Here is a 19,691-nt window from a genome sequence, read left to right on the forward strand (position 1 = left end):
CCGGGGCGGACGTTCCCGGGGCGGACATGAGGAAGGTACGGCGGTGGCGTCGAACAGGCGGTCGGCAGAGAGCGGAACCATGGCGGCGGGAGCGACGACGCTGGCGGAGCTGGCCGAGTCGGTGCTGGCAGGTGAGCTGGGCCCGCCACCGTCGGAGTTGACGGCCACCAGCGCGTTCTGGCTTCGGCACACGACGCGGCTGGCAGGCTCGGCGGCGACGTATCTCAATCACTACGTGCTGCTGCGGGTCGGCGGCGCCTTCGGGGCCAGCTCCTTCGAGACGGGAGAGGTGGCCGCCGACTTCTGCGAGGGCGTGGCGGGCCGGGTGCTGGCGGAGTTGATCGCCGACGAGCGGCCTGCGGTCCGGGTGGCGGCGTTGGACGCCTACCTGGGCGAGGTGCGGCCGCATCGGACGGCGGCCGCCGCCCAGGCCACCACACTGCCCGCCGGGACGCCGGAGCAGCGGGCGGCGGCGCGAGACGCGGCCGTGGCAGGACTGCTCGACATCGAGCCGGGGGCACGGGTGGCCCTGATCGGCGTGGTGAACCCGCTGGTCGCCGCGATCCGGGAGCGGGGCGGGGTGCCGCTGCCCTGCGATTTCAACCTGCGGGCCACCGCATGGGGCGATCCGGTCGCCGAGTCGATGGCGACCGTGCTCGCCGAGGCGGACGCGGTGGTGGCCACGGGGATGACGTTGAGCAACGGCACCTTCGACCCGCTGCTGTCGACCTGCCGGGAGCGCGGACTGCCGCTGGTCGTGTACGCACAGACCGGCAGCGCGGTGGTCCGGGAGTTCCTCGGCGCCGGGGTCACGGCCTTGTCGGCGGAGCCGTTCCCGTTCTCGCAGTTCAGTGCGGAGACCACGACGGTGTACCGCTATCGGGCGTGAGTAGCGTCCGGCTACGGCCTTCCCGGCACGAATCATCGCCGTCAGCGTGGTGCCGGGGCGATCTACGTGAGTCATCGAGCTCGAATCGGCGGCTCGAACACCGGCTGGCGGGTGCGCTGTCGACGGCTGCTGCCTTGGGGACGAGCGGAGGCATGAGGCCGTGCCGAGCCGGTCGGGGCGGGCTCGGCACGGAGTGGGGCCGATGCGGAGGGTCGCCTCACGGCGAGTTTCCGAACGCGGCTCCGGCCGGACCGGTATTCCGCGACGGCGTGGTATTGAGCCCGGGGGACACAACCGCACCGACCACTCCCTTCAACCAGCCGGGAGGCGGGGATATTCCGCTGGCACGGCACTCTGCTCGCCAGGCGGAGGAGCAGGCCTCCGGGCGGCTGGGAGCGTGCCGCCGCGCCGGAGTCGGGCCGGGCGGCTGCCGGCATCCCGACGCCGTCGAGCATCGGCCCGCCTGCCCGCCTGCCCGCCTGCCCGCCGCCTGGCGAGGCTGACAGGCCTGACGTTCGCGTCGAAAACTCGGTCCGTGGAGGATCATGTCCCGATCCGGGCCGTCCCGGACGCTGGGGCTCCTGGCGGTCCCGAGTCGTTATGACGGACGTTATCCTTAACGGCCGTCGCGGGTGAGCGAGTACAGGTACGGAACCCGCCGCCGTCGGCCGGTCGAGTCCGCAGCTGTGATGTCGGATTCCCGCCGGCTGGGGCGGGCGTGGTCCGGGCATGCTGGCCGGGTGCGGGTGGACGTCGAGCGGGTGTGCGAGGGCAGTGCACGCCTGGTCCGCTCCGTCTCGCACCGCGACCGGCCACGAGCAGCGTCGACGGCGCGTCGGTCGTCCGGTCGCTCCCGATGGGCTCGCGGCCTCGGGAGCCGTCGTGCGGATCGCGGCGCAGGAGTGCGGGCTGCCCGCCGGCCTGCTCGGGCTGGTGCCTGCGGCAGGCGGTGTGAGTGCTGCGGTGGGTCGGGGAGCACCCGATCAAGGCCGTGCCGGGTGCGGAGCAGGTCTCTCCGGGTGCGACGGTGGTGACGGACTGATGATCACGTGAGTGACGAGAGAGGCAGACGATGGGGAAGGTCGGTGTCGCCGTGCGGCGGACGCATACGGTGATGGAGAGCCCGTTGGGACCGATGACATTGGTGGCGGCGGACGGCCTGTTGTGCGGCGTGTACATGGTCGAGCATCGTCACCGGCCCGCGCTGGAGACCTTCGGTCCGGCGGACGCCACGAGCTTCACCGAGTGCGTCGCGCAGCTGACCGAGTACTTCGAGGGGCGGCGCACCGAGTTCGACCTGCCGACGGCCGCGCAGGGCACGCCGTTTCAACAGCAGGTCTGGTCGGCGTTGCGGGAGATTCCCTATGGGGAGACGGTGACCTACGGGTGGATCGCCGAGCGCCTGGGCAGGCCCACGGCATCGCGGGCGGTGGGCGCGGCCAACGGCCGCAATCCGATCTCGATCATCGTGCCGTGCCATCGGGTGATCGGTGCGGGCGGCGCACTGACGGGGTACGGAGGCGGGCTGCATCGTAAGGAGCGTCTGCTGGAGCTGGAACGGGTGCATCGGGCGGTGCCCTCGGTGAACTGACGGCGGTGCAGGCCGGGGCCGGCCGCTCGGCAGGTTTCGTCAATCGGCGGTCCCGATGATCGCGGCGACGCCGGGTCGGCGGTCGGGCTGAGGTGCGCGGGCGACGGGGGCGGTCCTGGTCGTGCCGTGCGAGCCGGCCCGTGGCAGGGCGTTCCGTTGCGACGCGGTGCCCAGCCTGCGTTCGACCCGCCCCGGACGGACTCCGCCGCCGTGCCTGCCCGTACCGGTGGCCGGTGTGTGCGGCGAGCCGATCCCGCGCCGCCGCCGCGTCGACGAGACGAGGCTGATCCCGCGCGGCGCACGACGATCCGAGCCGGAGTCGGGATGCGATGCACGATCCCGTCGACCCGGGTGCCGTCGGCTGCCCAGACCGCCGCTCGGCGGCGGCCGTCTGGGCACCCGCCCCGGTGGCGGCCCGGACGCGGCGGCGTGGTGCGGCCCCGCCCGTGTGGTCCGTGTGATGACCTGTCGGTCGAAAAGTCCTGCGCATCGGCGTGCTGTGGTCATCATTCACGATGAGAGGAGCCATGGTGGCAGCGAAGGTGAACCGGCGTGCTGTGCTGGGATTGGGACTGGGCACGATGGCGGTCGCGGGGGCGGCCCTGGCGACGTCGGGGACGGCCGTCGCACAGCAGGCCAGGCCTCGGCAGGCAGATGTGACGACGGCCTCGGCGGCGTGCGACGTGATCGCGGAGGTCTATCGCGCCGAGACCGCCGCGGCGGGCGGGACCTGGAGTTCGCTGGTCTCGGTCGTCGACGCGGCGGGGACGGCGGTGCCCTCCGTGCAGGAGTCGATCGACGAGGTCGTGGAGGCCTACAGCGTCAACAAGATCGCCGTGGCCGTGGCGGTGCTGGACAAGATCGACCGAGGCCTGATCACCTTGGATCAGCAGGTGGAGGTCTCGGCGGAGATCATCGCCAACGACGGTGACGGCGTCTTCTACCTCGACCGGGCCTACCCGAGCCAGGTGACCGTGGGGCATGTCCTCGCGTTGCTGCTGACGGTCTCGGACAACACGGCGGTCCGCCTGAGCGGACTGGTGTGTCCGGCGGCCGAGCTGAACGAGATCCTCGTCGCCAAGGGCTACCCGCAGACGCAGGTCTCGCCGGTCGCCAATCCGAATCGCTTCTTCCTGGGCAGAACGACTCCGCGTGAGACCCACGACATGCTGAACGCCTTGGTCGCAGGCACACTGCTGTCGGCCGAATCCACCGAGTTCCTGCTGAACTGCCTGCGCGCCCCGGTGGCGTTCACCGACGGCATCCGCCGCGAGATGTCGTCCGACGAGCGACTGCGGGTGGCGACGAAGGCAGGCTGGTTCAACGACGGTCGCAACGAGGCCGGAGTGATCTTCGACCTCGACGGCGCCCCGGTGTTGACCTTCGCGCTGTTCGCGCGCGGGGTGCGTGACGAGGGCAACTTCGGTGCCACCCACCCGGCGGTGCAGGCTCGTTCGGTGATGGGCCGGGTGTTCCTGGACTCGGTCACCCCGTTGACCAGCCCGCTCGAGAATCGGGAGATCCCGGACTACCGGCCGCGCAACGGCGGCTGAGCCACCCGACCGCAGCAGAGCACCCGAGGTGTCCGAGGCCGGGGGAGCGGACTCAGCGACGCTCCGCCTGCCCGGCGGGAACCTCGGTCGAGCGGCCCAGATAGGTGCCGCGCGCCGCACCGGGCACGGTGATCTCCTCGAAGCCCAACCGGTCGTAGAACGCACGGGCCGCCACGTTCTCCGGGACCATGCCCAGGTGCACCCGTGGCACCCCCCGCGCGTTCAACGCGGCGAGCAGCGTCCACATCAGGGCCCGGCCGTACCCGGAGCGCTGCACCTGCGGCAGCAGGTCGATGTGCAGGTGCGCCGGATGATCGGCGAGCACGGGGTGAACCATCCGTCCCGGGGCGTGCAGCAGCGTCCGCATCTCCTCGTCGGGCGTGTGCGGGAGGTCGCCGGGCGGCGGATGCCGGTCGGCGACCATCGGCAGCCACACCTCGGCGAACTCCGCGGCGAAGGACACCGTGTCGGCCGCCCCGATCACATAGCCGACCGCCCGCTCGCCGTCGTCGAGGACGAACGCCAACTCCGGTTGTAAATGCAGGTAGGGACCGGCGAAGATGTCGGCCATCAGGTCGGGATGGACCTCGGCGGCGTCCGCGCGCGGAAACACGGTGCGGCGACAGACGTCGTAGACGGCGTCGCGATCGGCTGGTCGGTAGGGGCGGATCACCGGCTGAGGCATGGTGACGGCGGGCTCCTCTCACGGCGGTCGACGCGCCGAGCCCCGACCTGCCTGCGTGGCAGCCTCGAGGGGAATCGGCCTTCGACGTCGTCGCATCGACTCTACGATCATGATCGTGCCGTCGTCGAGCGCGCGACGGTCGTCGGAGGCCGTGCCTGCGGTGTTCGACCTCGCCGCACCGCCGGTCCGACGCACCGGCGTACAAGGAGTGACGTGGCGGACGAGGGCCCGGAGTCCGGCGAGCCGCGTCGCGGCGGGTGGTTCGAGCCGCCGCGACGCGCACCAGAACCGGAGAGTGGCGCGAGACGCCTCGTGGCGGCGGGCCGAACCCGACAGACCCGATGACGTGCTGGGGGCGGCGAGGTCCGGCAGTACGGCCGCCTCACCGCCCGAAGGCGTGCAGCAGTCGCGCGTTGCGCAGGGCCAGCACGCCCCGCCAGGCCAGTTCCGAAGCCGGGCCGGGCGGCTGCCAGGACAGCGGCCAGCCCCCGTCGGGCTGCTGGGTCTGCTGGATCGCATCGAGGTGTGCTTCGACGGCATCCGCCGGGAACAGTCCCCGACGCGGGTGGTCCGGGCCGGGAGCGAAGTCCAGCGGTCCCAGCCCGTAGCCCGATCCGGGGTAGAGGTGGAACGACGTCCACGTGGCAGCCCGCGCGGCGATCTCGGCGGCCACCTCGCGGGCCCGATCCTGCTCGGCCGCGTGATCGAGGAAACAGAACACGGTCAGGGCGGTGTGGGCGTCGAGGGACTCGGCCGTGCGCAGCGTCTCGATGTGGCGGGCACAGAACTGTTCGGCCGCCGTCGTCCAGTCCGACGTGATCTCCAGGGCACGCAGTCGGGACACGATGCTCGCCGTGGGATTGAGGCCGGCGGGGAACTCGCCGTCACCCCAGTGCTCGGCGCGCGGATACGCGGCGATCGTGGGCAGCACGATCGGCAGGCCGCCGTCGTCCTGCGCTCGGGCCGCCAGATACGCGGGCAGACCGGCGGCGAAGGCATGGGCGTGGTCGCGGACCGAGTCGTGCTGTCCCGACGGGGACTGCAGCACCTGTTCCACGACCTCCAAGGCGAAGTCGACGGCCAACGGCTGTGAGTCCGGTGCCAGGACGTCGGCCTCCAACCCGTGGCCCAGCCCGCCGTCGGCGTTGCGGTGGCCTTCCAACGCGTGCAGCACGGCATGGGCGTGCTGTGGATCGGGCGCGGCGAACCAGGCCTGGGCGAGACGACGTTCCAGCAGGCGGGCGTGGCCGTCGAGGAAGTCGAGGGCGCGGCGCGTCGGGGCGCGGAACTCGGTGATCTGAGTGGGCATTCCGGGATTCTGCCGCCCGGACACCGGCGGCGTCGTGAACAGAACGGTCATCTCCGACGCAGGAACACCGCCGGGGTGCGGCCGGTGAGCTCCCGGGTGTCGCGGGACAGGTGCGACTGGTCGGCATAACCGGCCCTGCTCGCGACCTCGGCCAGCGGCGTCCCGTGCTCGGCCGCCGCGATCGCGCGACGCAGCCTGCTGATCCGCAGGTAGGTGGCGGGACCGTAGCCGACGGCGGCGCGGAACCGGCGACGGAGCTGTCGCTCGCTCAGCGCCACGTCGGCGATCACGGCGGACACCCGCGTCGCGCCCGCGTCGATCCTGGCGAGCACTTCGGTCAGCTCCGGATCGGGCCTGGCCAGCGGACGGCCCGCGATCACCTCGGCCAGGGCAGCCGGATCGGCCCGCAGTCGGTCGGCGAGGCGTGCCCCCGTCGGGCCCCACAACTCGCTCAGCTCGACGCGGGAGTCCCGCAGTGCGTCGGCAGGCACGCCCAACGCCCGCGCGGCCTGACCTGGCTGGAACCGCAGACCGGTGATCACCGTGTCCGGCGGCACCGTGGACTGCCAGGCGCGGGTGTCCGGGCCCGCGACGAAGACCCGCTCGGCGGCCACGATCACATCCAGGCATCCGTCGGGGATGATCAGCCGGGTCGTGGACTCCCGCGCGCGCCACAGGCAGCGGACCAGGCCGCGCAGCGGCTCCGACGGTCGTCGTTCCCGATACACGGCCGCCGATCCTGCCCGAGAGCACCGACACATCGCGGTGCCCGGACTGATCCGATGCAGACAGCCCCGTGGCAGCAGGCTTCGGCCGACTCCGGTGGAGTGCGCGCGGACCGACGATCGGACGCGGGAGCGGCCACCGCACCGGGGGAGAGAGCCAGCGCTGCCTGTCGGGTCTGGCGGCGACGGGCGCGGCAGGCGGGTGTGGTGGTCTGCTGGTGTGGCCGGGCCGTCGCCCGCGGGAGACGTGTCGGTCGGCGCACCGAGATCATCGGCCGATCTCGTCGAGCGTGGCCCCAGCGTGGTGCCTGCTCGACGTTGTTGACTGACGGGATGGACACTCCGGGCAGGCCGGTTACCGACACCACGCCCCCGCGTTCCACCGGCCCCGACCGCACCGACGATGACAGCACCGGCTCGCCGCGAACTCCGACCCGACCCGAGACGGCGGGCGCCCTCACCGGGGCTCGCGGTCGACCGCAGCGGGCCGACGACGAACCGGACCGACGCTCGTCGCAGATCCGTACAGCCCGTCCCGGCGAGGGTGATGCCCGCCGGATCGTCGGTGCCGCACTGCCGCTGTCGTTGTCGTTGATCGTCACGGCGATGGCGGCGCTGGTCAACACCGCCGTCCTGGGGCGCCACGACACGGCGGCACTGGCCGCGTTCACGATCGCCATGGCGGTGTATCTGCCCGCCACAGCCGCCGTGAGCGGCGCGACCCGAGGAGTGATGCCCTTCGTCGCGGCGAGCGGCACCGATCAGAGCGGTCTCCGGACGGTGATCCGGGACGGCCTGGTGTCGGCGTTGCTCGTAGGGCTGCTCGGCGCCGTCGCCACCGCCGCCGTCGGCCTGGTGGCGCAGGCGGGCGGCGTGTCCGCCGCGACGATCGCGCGGCTCGGGGCGCTGCCGATGATCCTGGCGGCGGCCGTGCTGGTGACCGCCGTCGGCTCGTCGGCCTCGGCCGCCCTCGTCGGGTTGGGCAGGCCACGCCCCGTCCTGCACGGCGGACTCGTCGGCGCACTGCTCACGGTGACGCTGTCCCCTGCCCTGGTGTTCGGGCTCGCCGGAATGCCCAGCCTCGGCGCCGCCGGGGCAGGCACGGCCGTGCTGATCGCGGTGACGGGCAATGCCCTGGTGACGATGGTCGGGTTGCGCCGCGTCGTGACCGCAACGGGGAGCAGGGCGACCCGGGGCGGAACCACCGTGCGGGGAGTGACGGCGTTGCTGCGGGTCGGGATACCGCTCTCGGCCACGGTCCTGATCAAATTCGCGTCGCTGGGGGTCCTGGCCTTCGCCGCCGCCCGCATCGGCACCGCTGCCTCTGCTGCGCACGGGATCGCGGTGTCGCTGGTGAACCTGACCTTCACCACGGCGGTGGCCGTCGGCCAGGCGATGGTGCCCTTGATCGCCAGGGACGTCGCCTCGGGCGGGGCACGGAGTCGTCCGATCGCGTGGGCGGGAGTCCGGATCGGCGTCCTTGCCCTGTCCGTCGTGGCGTTGACGCTGGCGGCGTGCCGCGACCTGCTGATTCCGTTGTTCAGCGCCGACGCGGTGGTCACGGCGACGGTCTCGGGTCTGCTCCCGTGGATCCTGCTGGTGGTGGTGGCCGACGGCATGCAGGCGATGCTGGGATTCGCGTTGATCGGACTTCGCCGCACCGTGCCGAGCATGATCGTGCTGGCGGCCGGGCACGGGCTGCTCGTGCTGCTGTGTCTCCCGATCGCGGCGTCGGCGGGTCTGGCCGGGCTGTGGGCGGCGCTCCTGGTGACGAACCTCCTGCTGGGGGTCGGCCAGGTCGTGGCGTTCCGACGGGTCACGGCGAAGGCCGCCCCGCCCGGCGCGACGATCACGTGATCCGGACGACGACCGATGTGAGGCGGTGGCGGCGGCCGGTTCCGACGCTCCAGGCCCGCGGCCCGTCCGGTCGCCGGGCGTTCGCCCGTCTCACCGCAGGCCGCGGGTGAGCCAGATCAGTTCGCCCTTCCGGTCGGTCGAGGTGTGGTCTCGCTCGAACCCGAGCTTGTCCAACACGCGAAGCGATGCGGTGTTCCCGGTGCGCACGGTCGCCCAGAGCCGCCGCCGCCCGGTCGTCACGGCGGCGGCGAGCACCGCGCGGGCCGCCTCGGCGGCCTCACCACGCCCCTGGGCGTGGCGGAACAACTCGTAGCCGATCTCGGGTTCGGCGCGGGTGGCCCGACCGACGATCAGCCCGCAGTAGCCGACGACGTCGCCCTCTGCTCGTCGACGAAGGGCATACAGCCGGATTCCCGAGCGCGCCGCCTCGGCGAGCTGTTCCGCGATGCGACCGTGCACGTCCTCGGCGGTGGGCAGCCCGTGGCCGCGCTCGGCGACCAGTGCCCTATACACGTCGATGTCGGACACCGCGAAAGGCCGCAACGTCAACCGCTCGGTGATCAGCTGTGCTGCCATCGGCGGATTGTCGGTCGGTGCCTCGGCGGGACGGCGTGGCACCGCCGGGACCTCGTCGCCGTCCGGCGTCGGCGGCGTCACGACACGGCCTTGTGCCGCGTGAGGAGTTCCAGGGCTGAGGCGGTCTGCTCGTCGGCGGGCAGGTAGACGACCAACCGCTGCTCGTCGGCGTCGGGCAGCTCCAGGCTCTCGTAGGCCAGGACGAGCTCGCCTGCCGCCGGGTGCACCCAGCGTTCGACCCCGACCCGCGCAGGCAGCGCGGCCGACGACTGGAATCGGCTGCTGAAGCTCACGCCCGCGGCGATCGACAGCTCCTCCGCGAGCCTGCCCGCGTGGGAGTCGCCCAGGGCGGTCGCGGCGCGGAGATCGGCGGCCTGGGCGTCGGCGACCCGGCTCCATTCGGGGAAGACCGCCTGCGCCCTGGCGTCGGTGAACACGAACCGGGCGAGGTTGGCGGGCTCGGCATCCAACAGCCCGACCGGGCCCGCCAGCCGCCGGTAACCCGTGGTGCAGGCGAGCAGGTCACCCGGCCGATTCAGTACCAGCGCCGGGGTCGAGTCGAGCCGATCGAGCAGCGTCCGGACCGTCGGCCGAGCCACTCGAGCCGGGGGAGCACTGCCCTGACACGCGCCGCCGGTCACCGCCTTGACCAGGCGATGCACGTGGACGCGCTCGTCGGAGGTGAGGCGCAACGAGTCGGCGAGCGCGGCGAGGATCTCGGGGGAGGGGCGGCGGTCACGGCCCTGTTCCAGCCGCGTGAGGTATTCGACGCTGATCCCCGCGATCGTGGCCAGCTCGCCACGCCGCAGCCCGGGGGTCCGGCGCCGTGCGCTGCCCGCCAGCCCCACCTCGGCCGGGGAGATCGCCTCCCGCCGGGCCCGCAGGAATGCGCCGAGTTCGTTCTCACCCATGCGGAAAGTCTATGCAGTCTCTCCTGCGCACCTCGGCGATCGTGGCCCTGGCAGTGCCAGTCTCGGCACGGTCTTCCTGTGCACCCGATCCTGCGACAGGGTCGGGTGCGTGAGCGTATTCACCGACCGCGAGATCGCCTACCTGCGAAACCGGTCCCTCGGCAGGTTCGCCACCGTCGGTGCCGACGGCCGCCCTTCGGTCCGGCCGGTCGGGGTGCTGTACGACCCGGATGCCGACGGCCTGGTGATCGGCGGTGTCACGGGGTCCGCAATGGCGCTGAGCAAGAAGTTCCGCGACGTGGTGGCCAACCCGGCGGCGGCGTTCGTCGTCGACGACCTCGCGGCGATGGACCCGTGGACCCCACGCGGAATCGAGATCCGGGGCCGTGCGGAGACATCGGAGGAGGGCGGCGCCGAGGTCGGACTCCGGCTGGCCGCCTCGTTCCCCTTCGACGACGCCTGGATTCTGATCCGCCCGCGTCGAGTCCTGTCCTGGGGCATCGACGGCGACTCCTACGACCTTGCGGCCAGAACGGTGGCCTGACACCGCAGGCGTCGACACCGCACGGCACCCGGCCGCTGCCGACCAGACCCGACGACCACACCCGACGTCGTCACCGAATGAGGAAAGAGGAATCCACGTGCGTCACCGACTACTGGGCCGGACCGGACTGCGGGTGTCCGAGCTGTTCTTCGGCGCGATGTCCTTCTACGAGCGCGACGGAGCCGAGGCGACCCAGCGCTATCGAGCCATGCTCGACGCCTACGACGAGGCGGGCGGCAACGTCATCGACACGGCGTCGGCCTACGGCGAGAGCGAAAACGTGCTCGGCGAACTGCTCGTCGGCCGCCGGGACCGCTTCGTGCTCGCGAGCAAGTACACGCTCTCCCGTGATCAGAGCGACCCGAACGCCGCAGGCAACCACCGCAAGAACCTCGTCCTGTCCCTGGAGGAGAGCCTCCGGCGCCTGCGCACCGACTACCTCGACCTGTACTGGGTGCACCTCTGGGACCGGCAGACGCCGGTGGAGGAGACGATGCGAGCGCTGGACGACGCGGTCCGCGCGGGCAAGATCCTCTACATCGGCATCTCCGACGCCCCGGCCTGGCTGGTCAGCCGAGCCAACACCCTCGCGGAATGGCGGGACTGGACCTCCTTCGCCGCGTTGCAGGTGCCCTACCACCTGCTCCGCCGGGACGCGGAGCGGGAACTGCTGCCGATGGCCGAGGCGTTCGGCATGAGCGTCGCCGCATGGGGGCCGCTGGCGGGCGGCGTGCTGTCCGGGAAGTTCACCGTGCCCGGCGGGGTCGAACCCGGAGCCGCGACCAGGGTCGACGCCGCGTCGCTGACGGCCAGGGAGCACGCCGTGGCGCGAGCCGTGGTGACCGTCGCCGACGAGTTGGGCGCACGCCCGTCGCAGGTGGCGCTCGCCTGGACCTGCGCTCGCCATGCCGCCGTGCACCCGATCGTCGGTGCCTCGACCGTCGGACAGCTCATCGAGAACCTCGGCGCGGTCGACCTCGTGCTGCCTCTGGACGCGATCCGCACTCTGGAGGCGGCTGCGGAGTTCGAGCTGGGATTCCCCGGCGACTTCCTCGCCCAGTGCGAGGCGGACCCCTGGGTGTTCGGCACTGCGCGCCTCGCCTCGCGCCCCTGATCTCGATCGGCCGCTGACTTCGGTTGTGGTGCGCTGGGGCTGCCGATCGTCCCGACCCGCAGTCCGGGCGGGTCGGGAGGCGTCCGGTGCGCCTTCCCCTGCGGGCAGGCTTCAGCGGCCCGAGTGGGCAGCCGTGGCGTGTCGATCGGGCGCGCCGTGCCAACGACGCAGTGCCGCGTCGAGATCGCCAGCCGGAGATCAGGCACCAGGCGCCCGGCCCACGGGTGCGGTTCGTCGACCTCCGCGTGCACATCGTAGACGGTGTCCAGCCCGAGGACGGTCTCGGTGAGCGCGCGGTTGCCCGCCGGGTGGCTCGCCACCCGGGTGAGCAGATCGCGACCGAAGGGCGACCTGCTCGCCGGCACCGTCCGCCGGACTCTCTGCCGTTCCTCCCGGCCCGCCACTGCCGAGATCGCCGCCCTCGCACCCGAGGTCGTCTTTCTGTTCACCGCAGAGTCGGCCCGGGTGTTCGATGCGGGTGCCACCGAGGTGATGGCCATTCCGATCGGTCCGGCAGGGGAGCGGGCCAGGACGATGGCGTTGGTGCAGTCGTTGACGTCGGGGGAGAAGGCTTCCGGGCTCCGCTGAGGACACCCGACGAGTCGGCACGGTCGAACACGCCGCACCCCGTGCCGCAGGCCTCGTGTTCGACCGCCGCACGGTTTCGGGCGTACCGAGATCGCCGACGGCATGGCTCGAGCTGCGCTCGGCGCGATCGACCCGGCTTTCATTACTGCTACCTCTATCATTTCAGTGTTAACTAAATCAAATACCAGGCCATAGCAGACAAAAACCGCCACGAACAACAGCGTCCGACCGCACCTGAGGTCGGCCTGTTGTCGGCCGTGTCGGTTTTCCACCGCGAGGGCGTAGGCGAGGCGAGGACCGGTGTCGGCGGCGAGCGATCAGTCATGATCGGGTGATGTGCGAAGAGGAGCCGTTGACCGGTGGCAACGTCAGCGCCTCGGTGGTCCGGGTCGGTGACACGGTGCGGAAGCCCGCCGTCGAGTCCACCGCGTCGGTCGCCGCGTTCCTGGCTCACCTGCGGGACGCAGGCTTCCCGCACGCACCGAGCTCCGCGGGCATCGACGAGCGTGGCCGCCACGTCCTGGAGTACGTGCCGGCCACGATGAGCGACCGGCTCCCGCCGATGACCGTCCCCGAGCTGCGTCGTCTCGGCGGGCTGATCCGCCTGCTGCACGACACGGCGGAGACCTTCGTGCCGAGTGACGAGGCGCGGTGGGACGTGGTGATCCCGCCCGATCGCGTCGAGTTGATCTGCCATCACGACCTGGCCCCGTGGAACCTCGTCCGCGACGGGGACCGGTGGGTGTTCATCGACTGGGACGGTGCGGGTCCAGGTTCACGGCTCTGGGACCTCGCCTATGCCGCACACGGATTCGTTCCGCTGCATCCCGGCGGTGACCCGGACATCGACGCGCCTCGGCTGCGCGCCTTGGCGGACGGGTACGGACTCGACGCGGAGCAGCGTGCCGCGCTGCCGGTGTTGATCGTCGACCATGTGCGCGGCATGCACGATCTGCTCGTCGAGGGCGCGCGGACGGGCAGGCAGCCCTGGGCCCGGCTGCACGCCGAGGGGCACGCCCGGCACTGGGGGCCTGCCGCGGAGTACGTCCGCCGTCATCTCGATGTCTGGCGACAAGCGTTGATCATGTCCCCCGACGCCGCTGGCCACCGTACGATGACACCTGAATCCGGTGCGTGATCGGACGGGCGCCGGTGGTCTTGTCGGGGCGCTGCCATAAGGTCCGCGTCGACTTGATCAACGATCTTCAGATGGGGGCGACGGACATGACGAGGGACGAGCAGCGGACTGCGATCACGGGCGTCGCCCGCAGGCGAGCGCGGCGTCGGGGAGGACGTCGGGCCGATCGTGGGCATCTGGTGCTGGTCGCCTCCGACGGTGCGGCGCTGCCTTCGGCCGTTGCCCCGGCGGCTGCAGGCGACCCGGCCGTTCGGCTTCGGCGGGAGTGCCGGGAGACGGTGCGGCGGTGGATGGTGCGCTCGCTGCCCATCCCGGTGTCGACGTTGGTCCGGCTGTTCGAGGACGAGAGTTGGCGGGCTGCGCTGTCGGCGCTCGTGGTGGTTCCGGTGGACGGGCGCGGTTCGTTGGTCACGGAGTCGGCGGGCCTGCTGCGCGACGTCGATGCCGACGGCGGTGTGCTCGTCGTGGACGCGTCCGGGGCGGTGCGCACCCTCACGCCTGCTCGGCTGGTGATCGGGCATCCCGTGTTGCTGCCGGATCTGGAGCGGTTCCAGGAGTTGGCGATCGTCCTGGAGATCGAGCAGCCGGTCGCCCAGCTCTTTCGGCAGACCGAGGTTCGGCCGACGGTGATGTCGGCGACGGCGACGGCGATCGCGGACTACGCCGACGGCTACTTCGTCGAGTTGGGCGATGCCTTGGATCGTTGTCGGGCCGAGGGGCTGACGGTGCGAGACGGGTATGCGGTCTGCTCGGTGTTCGAGCGGGGACGAACCCTCGAGGCGCGGTACTGGATCGGCAGCGGCTCACCCGATCTGCCTGCCTGCACCGGGGAGCTGTTCTGGGTGTTGCCGGAGGGGACGCGCGTGCGGTGCAGCGACGTCGGTCCGGTCGCCTGGTCGGAGGGTGCGCGGATGGCGTCGGTGGTGTTCGCGGGTCGTTTCGGCGCGGAGGCGGGCTCGGTGGCCTGAGCGGGCCTGGTGGGCCGGGCTTGTTCGTGGTTGGGGCGAGGCCCGGGCTCTGTTCTGCGGGTGGTGGTGCCTGCGATCTCGGGGGTCTGGCGCGCGGCAGGCGGGACTTCGGAACGGCATGTTCGCGGGTCCGCGGGTTGAGCCGTGTCCGCATGCCGTGACGACTGTCTACTTCTGGTCCGATCGAGGAGAGGTCGCGGCGTCCGGAGGAGTCGGGTTCTCGGGTGGAGTCGACGGAGCGTCGCGTTCAGTCCGGGCAGGCGACTCCACGCCGCGATCATCGCGCGGCGCGGCGGTCGTTGATCTCGGGCCGGAGCGTCTTCTCGGCTGTGTTCGCCTGGGTTGTCGGCGGGTGCCACGGCGCTTCGTGCGGGCTGTCTCGACAGCGGATCGGCTGTGGTGTGGGCGGCCGGTTCGCGGTGGTCAGTCGTGGGGTGTGTCGGGGTGGCGGCTGCGGTAGGAGCGCATCTTGTGGCGGGCGCCGCAGGTGCTCATGCTGCACCAGACGCTGTTGTCGCCGGGGGAGCGGTCGTAGTAGACCCATCGGCAGTCTGGTGCGCGGCAGACCTTCAGGCGGGTGCGTCGGCCCGCGATCTCTTCGGTGGCGAGGGCGGTCAGCAGTTCTCCGATCATGGTCTCGGCGGGCCGGTGTGCGACGAGGGTCAGGCGGGCCGGGCCCTGGTCGGGCCACTGTGGTGGATTCAGGATGGTCGCTGCCCGGCTGCTGAGGATGCGGCTGGCGTCGGCGGCGGTGTCGTCGTCTGCGAGGTGGTGGCGGATCGCCTCGCGCAGGGTCACCAGTTCGCGCCGGTCGTCCTCGTCGAGGTCGTCGGCGACGTCGTGGTGTCCGTGTTCTCGTAGCCAGGCCTGGGTATTCGGGAGGTCGGTGAAGGCGTCGGTGTCTCGTAGCAGGCATGCGGAGTTGCAGAACGCCTCGATCGTGGTCAGGGGAGGCGGGGCGGGGGGTCGGGTGTAGGCCACTCGAGCATGTTACCGGCTTGGCCTTGGAGCAGGTAACCACGACTGTTACCGTCTAGCTGGCCAAGACGGTAACGAAAGGTGTGATGATCATGTGGGAGCTGGTCGAGAGCTTTCCGACTCGGCACGGTGTCGTCCGTTGGACCTGCGCCGGCCGGGGCAGCCCGGTCGTCCTCCTGCACGGGACGCCGTTCTCCTCCCGCGTCTGGCACGACGTCGCGACCGGACTCGCCCGGCGGCACACCGTCTATCTGTGGGACATGCCCGGCTACGGCCGCTCGGAGATGCGGGCGGGTCAGGACGTCTCGTTCGTCGCTCAGCAGGAGGTCTTCACCGATCTGCTCCGCGAGTGGGGACTCATCGAGCCTGCAGTGGTCGCTCATGACGTCGGCGGGACCGTCGCGTTGCGGGCCGCGCTGCTGAGCGGTGTCCGCTACGCGCGGCTGGCGCTCGTGGACGCGGTGAGCGTCCGCCCGTGGGGCAGTGACTTCTTTCGGCTGGTGCGGGAGAACGCCGAGGTCTTCGGGCAGCTGCCCGGGTCGCTGCACGAGGCACTGGTCCGCCGCTACCTGGTCTCGGCGGCTCACCGGGTCCTGCCTGCCGACCTGCTTGCCGAGCTGGCCCGGCCGTGGCTGGGAGCGGTGGGTCAGGACGCGTTCTACCGGCAGATCGCCCAGGCCGACGAACGGTTCACGCAGGAGATGGAGGACCGCTATCCCGAGTTGGACCTTCCGGTTCTCGTCGCCTGGGGGGCCGAGGACGCCTGGCTGCCTGTCGATCGCGCCCACACACTGGCCGGGGTGATCCCGAACGCCCGGCTGGAGATGATCGCGCAGGCGGGTCATCTCGTCCAGTTCGACGCGCCGGGGGCGCTCACGGCGCTGCTCGACGAGTTCCTGGCCGACTGATCACGATAGCGCTGGTCTCGGCCCCGGTCGGCGTCCGCCGCAGATCGCGGCGGCAGGTCTGGTGCGCAGGCGGTCGGTGGGTGTTCTCGGGGAGGGCGTGTGTCGGGCAGGCGGGTCTGCCGGGCTCGTTCGATCAGACCGGCGTGTCGGTGGTGACCGGTCGCGGACGGCCTCCGCCCCCCGGTAGGCGCGCGGAAGGCACGCGCGGGAGGTGATCGCCTGCGCAGGCTGAGTGCCCCCTGCGGCGCCGATGTCGATGCGCAGCATCGCTGGGATCGAGCCTGTGCCGGACAGGGGTGCGGAGAGCAACGGCCGGGGTGGTCTGGTCGGTCGGGCGGCGGGTGCCTGCGGTTCGGTGCCGGTCAGGTCGGCTTGCGGGCCTCGATCAGGAAGCGCTGCGCATGGGTGACGAAGGGGCCTGCGGTGCGCATGCGGGCGTGCAGTGCGGCGAGTGGGGCCCGGTAGGCCTCGATGGAGAAGTCCGGCACGGTCCAGATCACCTTGCGGAGGAAGTAGACGACCGCGCCGATGTCGTGGAACTCGGCTCGCAGGGCCGCCGAGCGCAGGTCGGTGACGGTGAGCCCGGTCTGCCGGACGATCTCGGCGGTCTGTTCCGGGTCGGGTCTGGTGCCCGGTGGGCGGGGTCCGGTGATGGCCTCGGCGAGTTCGATCATGCTGCCGGGGCCGATGCCCTGGGAGAGCAGGGTGCCACCGGGTCGGAGTACCCGTGCCGCCTCCGACCAGGGGGGTGCGACGGGGTGGCGGCTGATCACCAGGTCGAAGGTGTGGTCGTCGAAGGGCAGCCGGGTGGGGTCGCCGTCGACGACGGTGATGCCTGCCGGTTCGAGTCTGCGGCGGGCGAGGGCGAGGTTGGGCGGCCAGTACTCGGTGGCGCAGGTCGTCGGGGGAAGTCCGGGTATCCCTGCGAGGACCTCGCCGCCGCCGGTCTCCAGATCGAGCAGGGCGGTGGCGTGCTGCACGCGTTCGGCGACGAGTCGGGTGTATCCCCACGGGGCGCGTTCCTCGGTCGCGCGGCCGGTGAGCCAGGAGAAGCCCCAGCCGTCGACGTCGGCGGCGTCGGCCTCGGCGAGGAGCCCCTCGAAGGTCCGTGTCATGACCGGGAGCGTGCCGGCCGGCGCGTCCGGCAGGCCAGCGGATTTCTCGGCGGCGTCGCCGGGGTCCTGTCTGGTGGGGGTCCTGCGGAGGCAGGCGCGGGGGAGGGGGCGGGCCGTTCGTCGTGCTCGGTGAGGCTCCTCGGGCGTGCGGGGCAGGGGCGCGGTGGTTGGTCACGGTGTCCGGCTGTGTCGGTGGGGCGGCGTCCCCGGTGTTCGTGCTGATCTTCGCCGTGCGTGGTGGGCTGTCGCCGTCGGCGGGTGTTCTCCTCGGTGCGCGGCGGTGGTCGTCGCGGAGCCTGCGCGGCGGTGTCTTCGGCTGGTTCACGGGATGACCGTCGGGGGTGGTGCTGTTATGGTGGCGCTCGCGTGATCGGGAACAAGGGAGACCGACGTGGTGAGTGACGACGACATCTCCGGGTGATACCGGAAGTGATCGGCCGTAGGCAGGTGCGCAGGTGCGCTGCCCGCCGCTGCCGTGTCGTCGTCACGTGAACCCCGTTCTCCGCCGGGCGGCTTCGGTGCGCCCGCCGTCACCTTTGAGGGCTCTGCCATGTCCGATGCGTTCATCATCTGTTCGAATCTCTCTTTCTCCTGGCCCGACGACACCCCGGTGTTTCAGGATCTGTCCTTCACCGTGGGCGGGGGCCGCACGGGTCTCGTCGCGCCCAACGGTGCGGGCAAGACCACGCTGCTCCGGCTGATCGCGGGGGAGTGCACGCCCACCGGTGGGACGGTGTCGGTCGACGGGGTGCTGGGGTACCTCCCGCAGAACCTGCCCTTGGCCGGTGATCTGACGGTGGCCGATGTGCTGGGAATCGCGCCGCTGATCAGGGCGTTGGCGGCCATCGAGGCGGGTGATGTCGACGAGGCGCACTTCACCACGATCGGCGCCGAGTGGGACGTCGAGGAGCGCACCCGTGCTCAACTGGGCAGGCTGGGTCTAGGGGAGCTGCCTTTCACCCGGCGTCTCGACACGCTCAGCGGGGGGCAGATCGTCTCCCTCGGGTTGGCCGCGCAACTACTGAAGCGGCCGGATGTGCTGCTGCTGGACGAGCCGACGAACAATCTCGATCTCGACGCCCGCCGGGCGCTCTACGCCGTTCTGGAGGAGTGGACCGGCTGCCTGCTGCTGGTCAGTCACGATCGGGCGTTGCTGGACCGGATGGACCGCATCGCGGAGCTGGATCGCGGCGAGGTCCGTTTCTACGGCGGGAATCACACGGAGTACGAGGCGGCGGTGCGGGCTGCGCGGGAGGTCGCGGAGAAGAACGTGCGCAACGCGGAGCAGGAGGTGCGGCGGGAGAAGCGGGAGATGCAGCAGGCGCGGGAGCGGGCCGCGCGTCGCGCGGGCAACGCCGCCCGCACTCTCAAGAGCGCCGGTCTGCCGAGGATCGTCGCCGGGGCGATGAAACGGGGGGCGCAGGAGTCGGCGGGTCGGGCGAACGAGATGCATGCCGCGCGGGTCAGTGAGGCCAAGGCGCGACTGGACGAGGCGGGTCGCGCCGTGCGGGACGAGCAGACGATCGCGTTGGAGCTGCCGGGCACCCACGTGCCTGCCGGGCGCACGGTGTTCTCCGGTGAACGGCTGCAGGCCGCCTTCGGGACTCGGCCGTTGTTCGCGGGTTCGGGTGTCGACCTGACGATCCGGGGACCGGAGCGGATCGCGCTGGTCGGGGCCAACGGTGCAGGCAAGTCGACACTGCTGCGGATGATCAACGGTGATGTGGACTCGTCGGGCGGCGTGATCGCCAGGGCGGACGGCCGGATCGCCTACCTGTCGCAACGGCTGGACCTGTTGGACTCGACCCGCACCGTGGTGGAGAACCTGGCTGCCGCGGCGCCCGCGATGACGGCGGGGCAGCGATTGACCCTGTTGGCCCGTTTCCTGTTCCGAGGCGACCGGGTTCACCTTCCGGTCGGGGTGCTCTCCGGTGGTGAGCTGCTGCGGGCGACGTTGTGCTGTGTGCTGTGCGCCGAACCGGCGCCGCAGCTGCTGTTGTTGGACGAGCCGACGAACAATCTCGATCTGGTCAGTGTGGCGCGGTTGGAGAGTGCGCTCGGCGCCTATGAGGGGGCGTTCGTGGTGGTCAGTCACGACGAGCGGTTCCTCGCGGAGATCGGGGTGAACCGGTGGCTGCGGCTGTCGGACGGGACGCTGCGGGATGCGGAGGGTCCCGACGGCGGCTGAGGCTCTTGAGCGGGTCGGTGGCGCGCAGCGTCGGCGGGCGGAGATCGAGGGCGG

The 19,691-nt window shown here is 71.6% G+C and carries 19 protein-coding genes; 12 read left to right on the plus strand and 7 right to left on the minus strand.

Annotated features, from left to right (window positions below):
• The first annotated feature begins 43 nt into the window (after positions 1-43).
• The 3 genes from UA74_RS14675 to UA74_RS14690 all read left to right on the plus strand — a co-directional run bounded on the left by UA74_RS14675 (position 44) and on the right by UA74_RS14690 (position 4,033).
• Positions 44-889: a Rossmann-like domain-containing protein gene (locus tag UA74_RS14675; RefSeq protein ID WP_232237765.1), complete on the plus strand. Its 846-nt coding sequence runs from the start codon at positions 44-46 to the stop codon at positions 887-889.
• Between the two features lie 1,072 nt (positions 890-1,961).
• Positions 1,962-2,480 carry a methylated-DNA--[protein]-cysteine S-methyltransferase gene (locus tag UA74_RS14685; RefSeq protein WP_075740807.1) on the plus strand — a complete coding sequence of 173 codons (519 nt, stop codon included), beginning with the start codon at positions 1,962-1,964 and terminating at the stop codon, positions 2,478-2,480.
• 527 nt (positions 2,481-3,007) lie between these two features.
• Positions 3,008-4,033 (plus strand): serine hydrolase, encoded by a 1,026-nt coding sequence (locus tag UA74_RS14690; RefSeq protein ID WP_075764547.1) that lies wholly within the window; start codon positions 3,008-3,010, stop codon positions 4,031-4,033.
• Between the two features lie 52 nt (positions 4,034-4,085).
• On the opposite strand, the gene UA74_RS14695 is transcribed toward UA74_RS14690, so the two are convergent.
• The 3 genes from UA74_RS14695 to UA74_RS14705 form a co-directional block, all read right to left on the minus strand.
• Positions 4,086-4,718, minus strand: coding sequence for a GNAT family N-acetyltransferase (locus UA74_RS14695; RefSeq protein WP_075764549.1), 633 nt, complete (start codon positions 4,716-4,718; stop codon positions 4,086-4,088).
• Between the two features lie 382 nt (positions 4,719-5,100).
• Positions 5,101-6,027: a hypothetical protein gene (locus UA74_RS14700; protein ID WP_157442220.1), complete on the minus strand. Its 927-nt coding sequence runs from the start codon at positions 6,025-6,027 to the stop codon at positions 5,101-5,103.
• A 47-nt stretch (positions 6,028-6,074) separates the two neighbouring features.
• The gene (locus UA74_RS14705) at positions 6,075-6,755 is read right to left on the minus strand and encodes an AraC family transcriptional regulator (protein ID WP_075764553.1); all 681 of its coding nucleotides are present in this window, start codon (positions 6,753-6,755) and stop codon (positions 6,075-6,077) included.
• Between the two features lie 330 nt (positions 6,756-7,085).
• Here UA74_RS14705 and UA74_RS14710 point away from each other — a divergent pair, with 330 nt between their 5' ends.
• Positions 7,086-8,609, plus strand: a complete 1,524-nt coding sequence (locus tag UA74_RS14710) for an MATE family efflux transporter (RefSeq protein ID WP_198043031.1) — start codon at positions 7,086-7,088, stop codon at positions 8,607-8,609.
• 90 nt (positions 8,610-8,699) lie between these two features.
• Here the strand turns inward: UA74_RS14710 and UA74_RS14715 are convergent, their stop codons facing one another.
• Both UA74_RS14715 and UA74_RS14720 read right to left on the minus strand, forming a co-directional pair.
• Entirely contained in the window at positions 8,700-9,185 is a 486-nt protein-coding gene (locus UA74_RS14715; RefSeq protein ID WP_075766141.1) for a GNAT family N-acetyltransferase, read from the minus strand.
• Between the two features lie 77 nt (positions 9,186-9,262).
• The gene (locus UA74_RS14720) at positions 9,263-10,096 is read right to left on the minus strand and encodes a helix-turn-helix domain-containing protein (protein WP_075764555.1); all 834 of its coding nucleotides are present in this window, start codon (positions 10,094-10,096) and stop codon (positions 9,263-9,265) included.
• Between the two features lie 109 nt (positions 10,097-10,205).
• On the opposite strand from UA74_RS14720, the gene UA74_RS14725 reads away from it, so the two are divergent.
• The 5 genes from UA74_RS14725 (at position 10,206) to UA74_RS34005 (ending at position 14,448) form a co-directional block, all read left to right on the plus strand.
• Positions 10,206-10,640 (plus strand): PPOX class F420-dependent oxidoreductase, encoded by a 435-nt coding sequence (locus UA74_RS14725; RefSeq protein ID WP_075764557.1) that lies wholly within the window; start codon positions 10,206-10,208, stop codon positions 10,638-10,640.
• A gap of 97 nt (positions 10,641-10,737) precedes the next feature.
• The gene (locus UA74_RS14730; protein WP_075764559.1) at positions 10,738-11,754 is read left to right on the plus strand and encodes an aldo/keto reductase; all 1,017 of its coding nucleotides are present in this window, start codon (positions 10,738-10,740) and stop codon (positions 11,752-11,754) included.
• Positions 11,755-12,039: 285 nt separating this feature from the next.
• Positions 12,040-12,342, plus strand: coding sequence for a hypothetical protein (locus UA74_RS14735; RefSeq protein ID WP_157442222.1), 303 nt, complete (start codon positions 12,040-12,042; stop codon positions 12,340-12,342).
• A 334-nt stretch (positions 12,343-12,676) separates the two neighbouring features.
• Positions 12,677-13,480, plus strand: coding sequence for a phosphotransferase enzyme family protein (locus UA74_RS14740; RefSeq protein ID WP_075764563.1), 804 nt, complete (start codon positions 12,677-12,679; stop codon positions 13,478-13,480).
• 53 nt (positions 13,481-13,533) lie between these two features.
• Positions 13,534-14,448, plus strand: a complete 915-nt coding sequence (locus tag UA74_RS34005) for a DUF4132 domain-containing protein (protein WP_157442223.1) — start codon at positions 13,534-13,536, stop codon at positions 14,446-14,448.
• 423 nt (positions 14,449-14,871) lie between these two features.
• On the opposite strand, the gene UA74_RS14750 is transcribed toward UA74_RS34005, so the two are convergent.
• A complete protein-coding gene (locus tag UA74_RS14750) occupies positions 14,872-15,429 on the minus strand; it encodes a CGNR zinc finger domain-containing protein (protein WP_075764565.1) in 558 nt (185 codons plus the stop codon).
• A gap of 83 nt (positions 15,430-15,512) precedes the next feature.
• Here UA74_RS14750 and UA74_RS14755 point away from each other — a divergent pair, with 83 nt between their 5' ends.
• On the plus strand, positions 15,513-16,334 hold the full coding sequence (locus tag UA74_RS14755; RefSeq protein WP_075740816.1) for an alpha/beta fold hydrolase: 822 nt from the start codon (positions 15,513-15,515) through the stop codon (positions 16,332-16,334).
• Positions 16,335-16,696: 362 nt separating this feature from the next.
• Here the strand turns inward: UA74_RS14755 and UA74_RS14760 are convergent, their stop codons facing one another.
• Positions 16,697-17,449: a class I SAM-dependent methyltransferase gene (locus tag UA74_RS14760; RefSeq protein WP_075740817.1), complete on the minus strand. Its 753-nt coding sequence runs from the start codon at positions 17,447-17,449 to the stop codon at positions 16,697-16,699.
• 167 nt (positions 17,450-17,616) lie between these two features.
• On the opposite strand from UA74_RS14760, the gene UA74_RS31805 reads away from it, so the two are divergent.
• Together UA74_RS31805 and UA74_RS14765 are read left to right on the plus strand one after the other, a co-directional pair.
• The gene (locus UA74_RS31805) at positions 17,617-17,781 is read left to right on the plus strand and encodes a hypothetical protein (RefSeq protein WP_157434200.1); all 165 of its coding nucleotides are present in this window, start codon (positions 17,617-17,619) and stop codon (positions 17,779-17,781) included.
• Between the two features lie 218 nt (positions 17,782-17,999).
• Positions 18,000-19,637 (plus strand): ABC-F family ATP-binding cassette domain-containing protein, encoded by a 1,638-nt coding sequence (locus UA74_RS14765; protein ID WP_075740818.1) that lies wholly within the window; start codon positions 18,000-18,002, stop codon positions 19,635-19,637.
• The last annotated feature ends 54 nt before the right edge of the window (positions 19,638-19,691 follow it).

Source organism: Actinoalloteichus fjordicus, from assembly GCF_001941625.1.
Lineage (GTDB): Bacteria > Actinomycetota > Actinomycetes > Mycobacteriales > Pseudonocardiaceae > Actinoalloteichus_A > Actinoalloteichus_A fjordicus.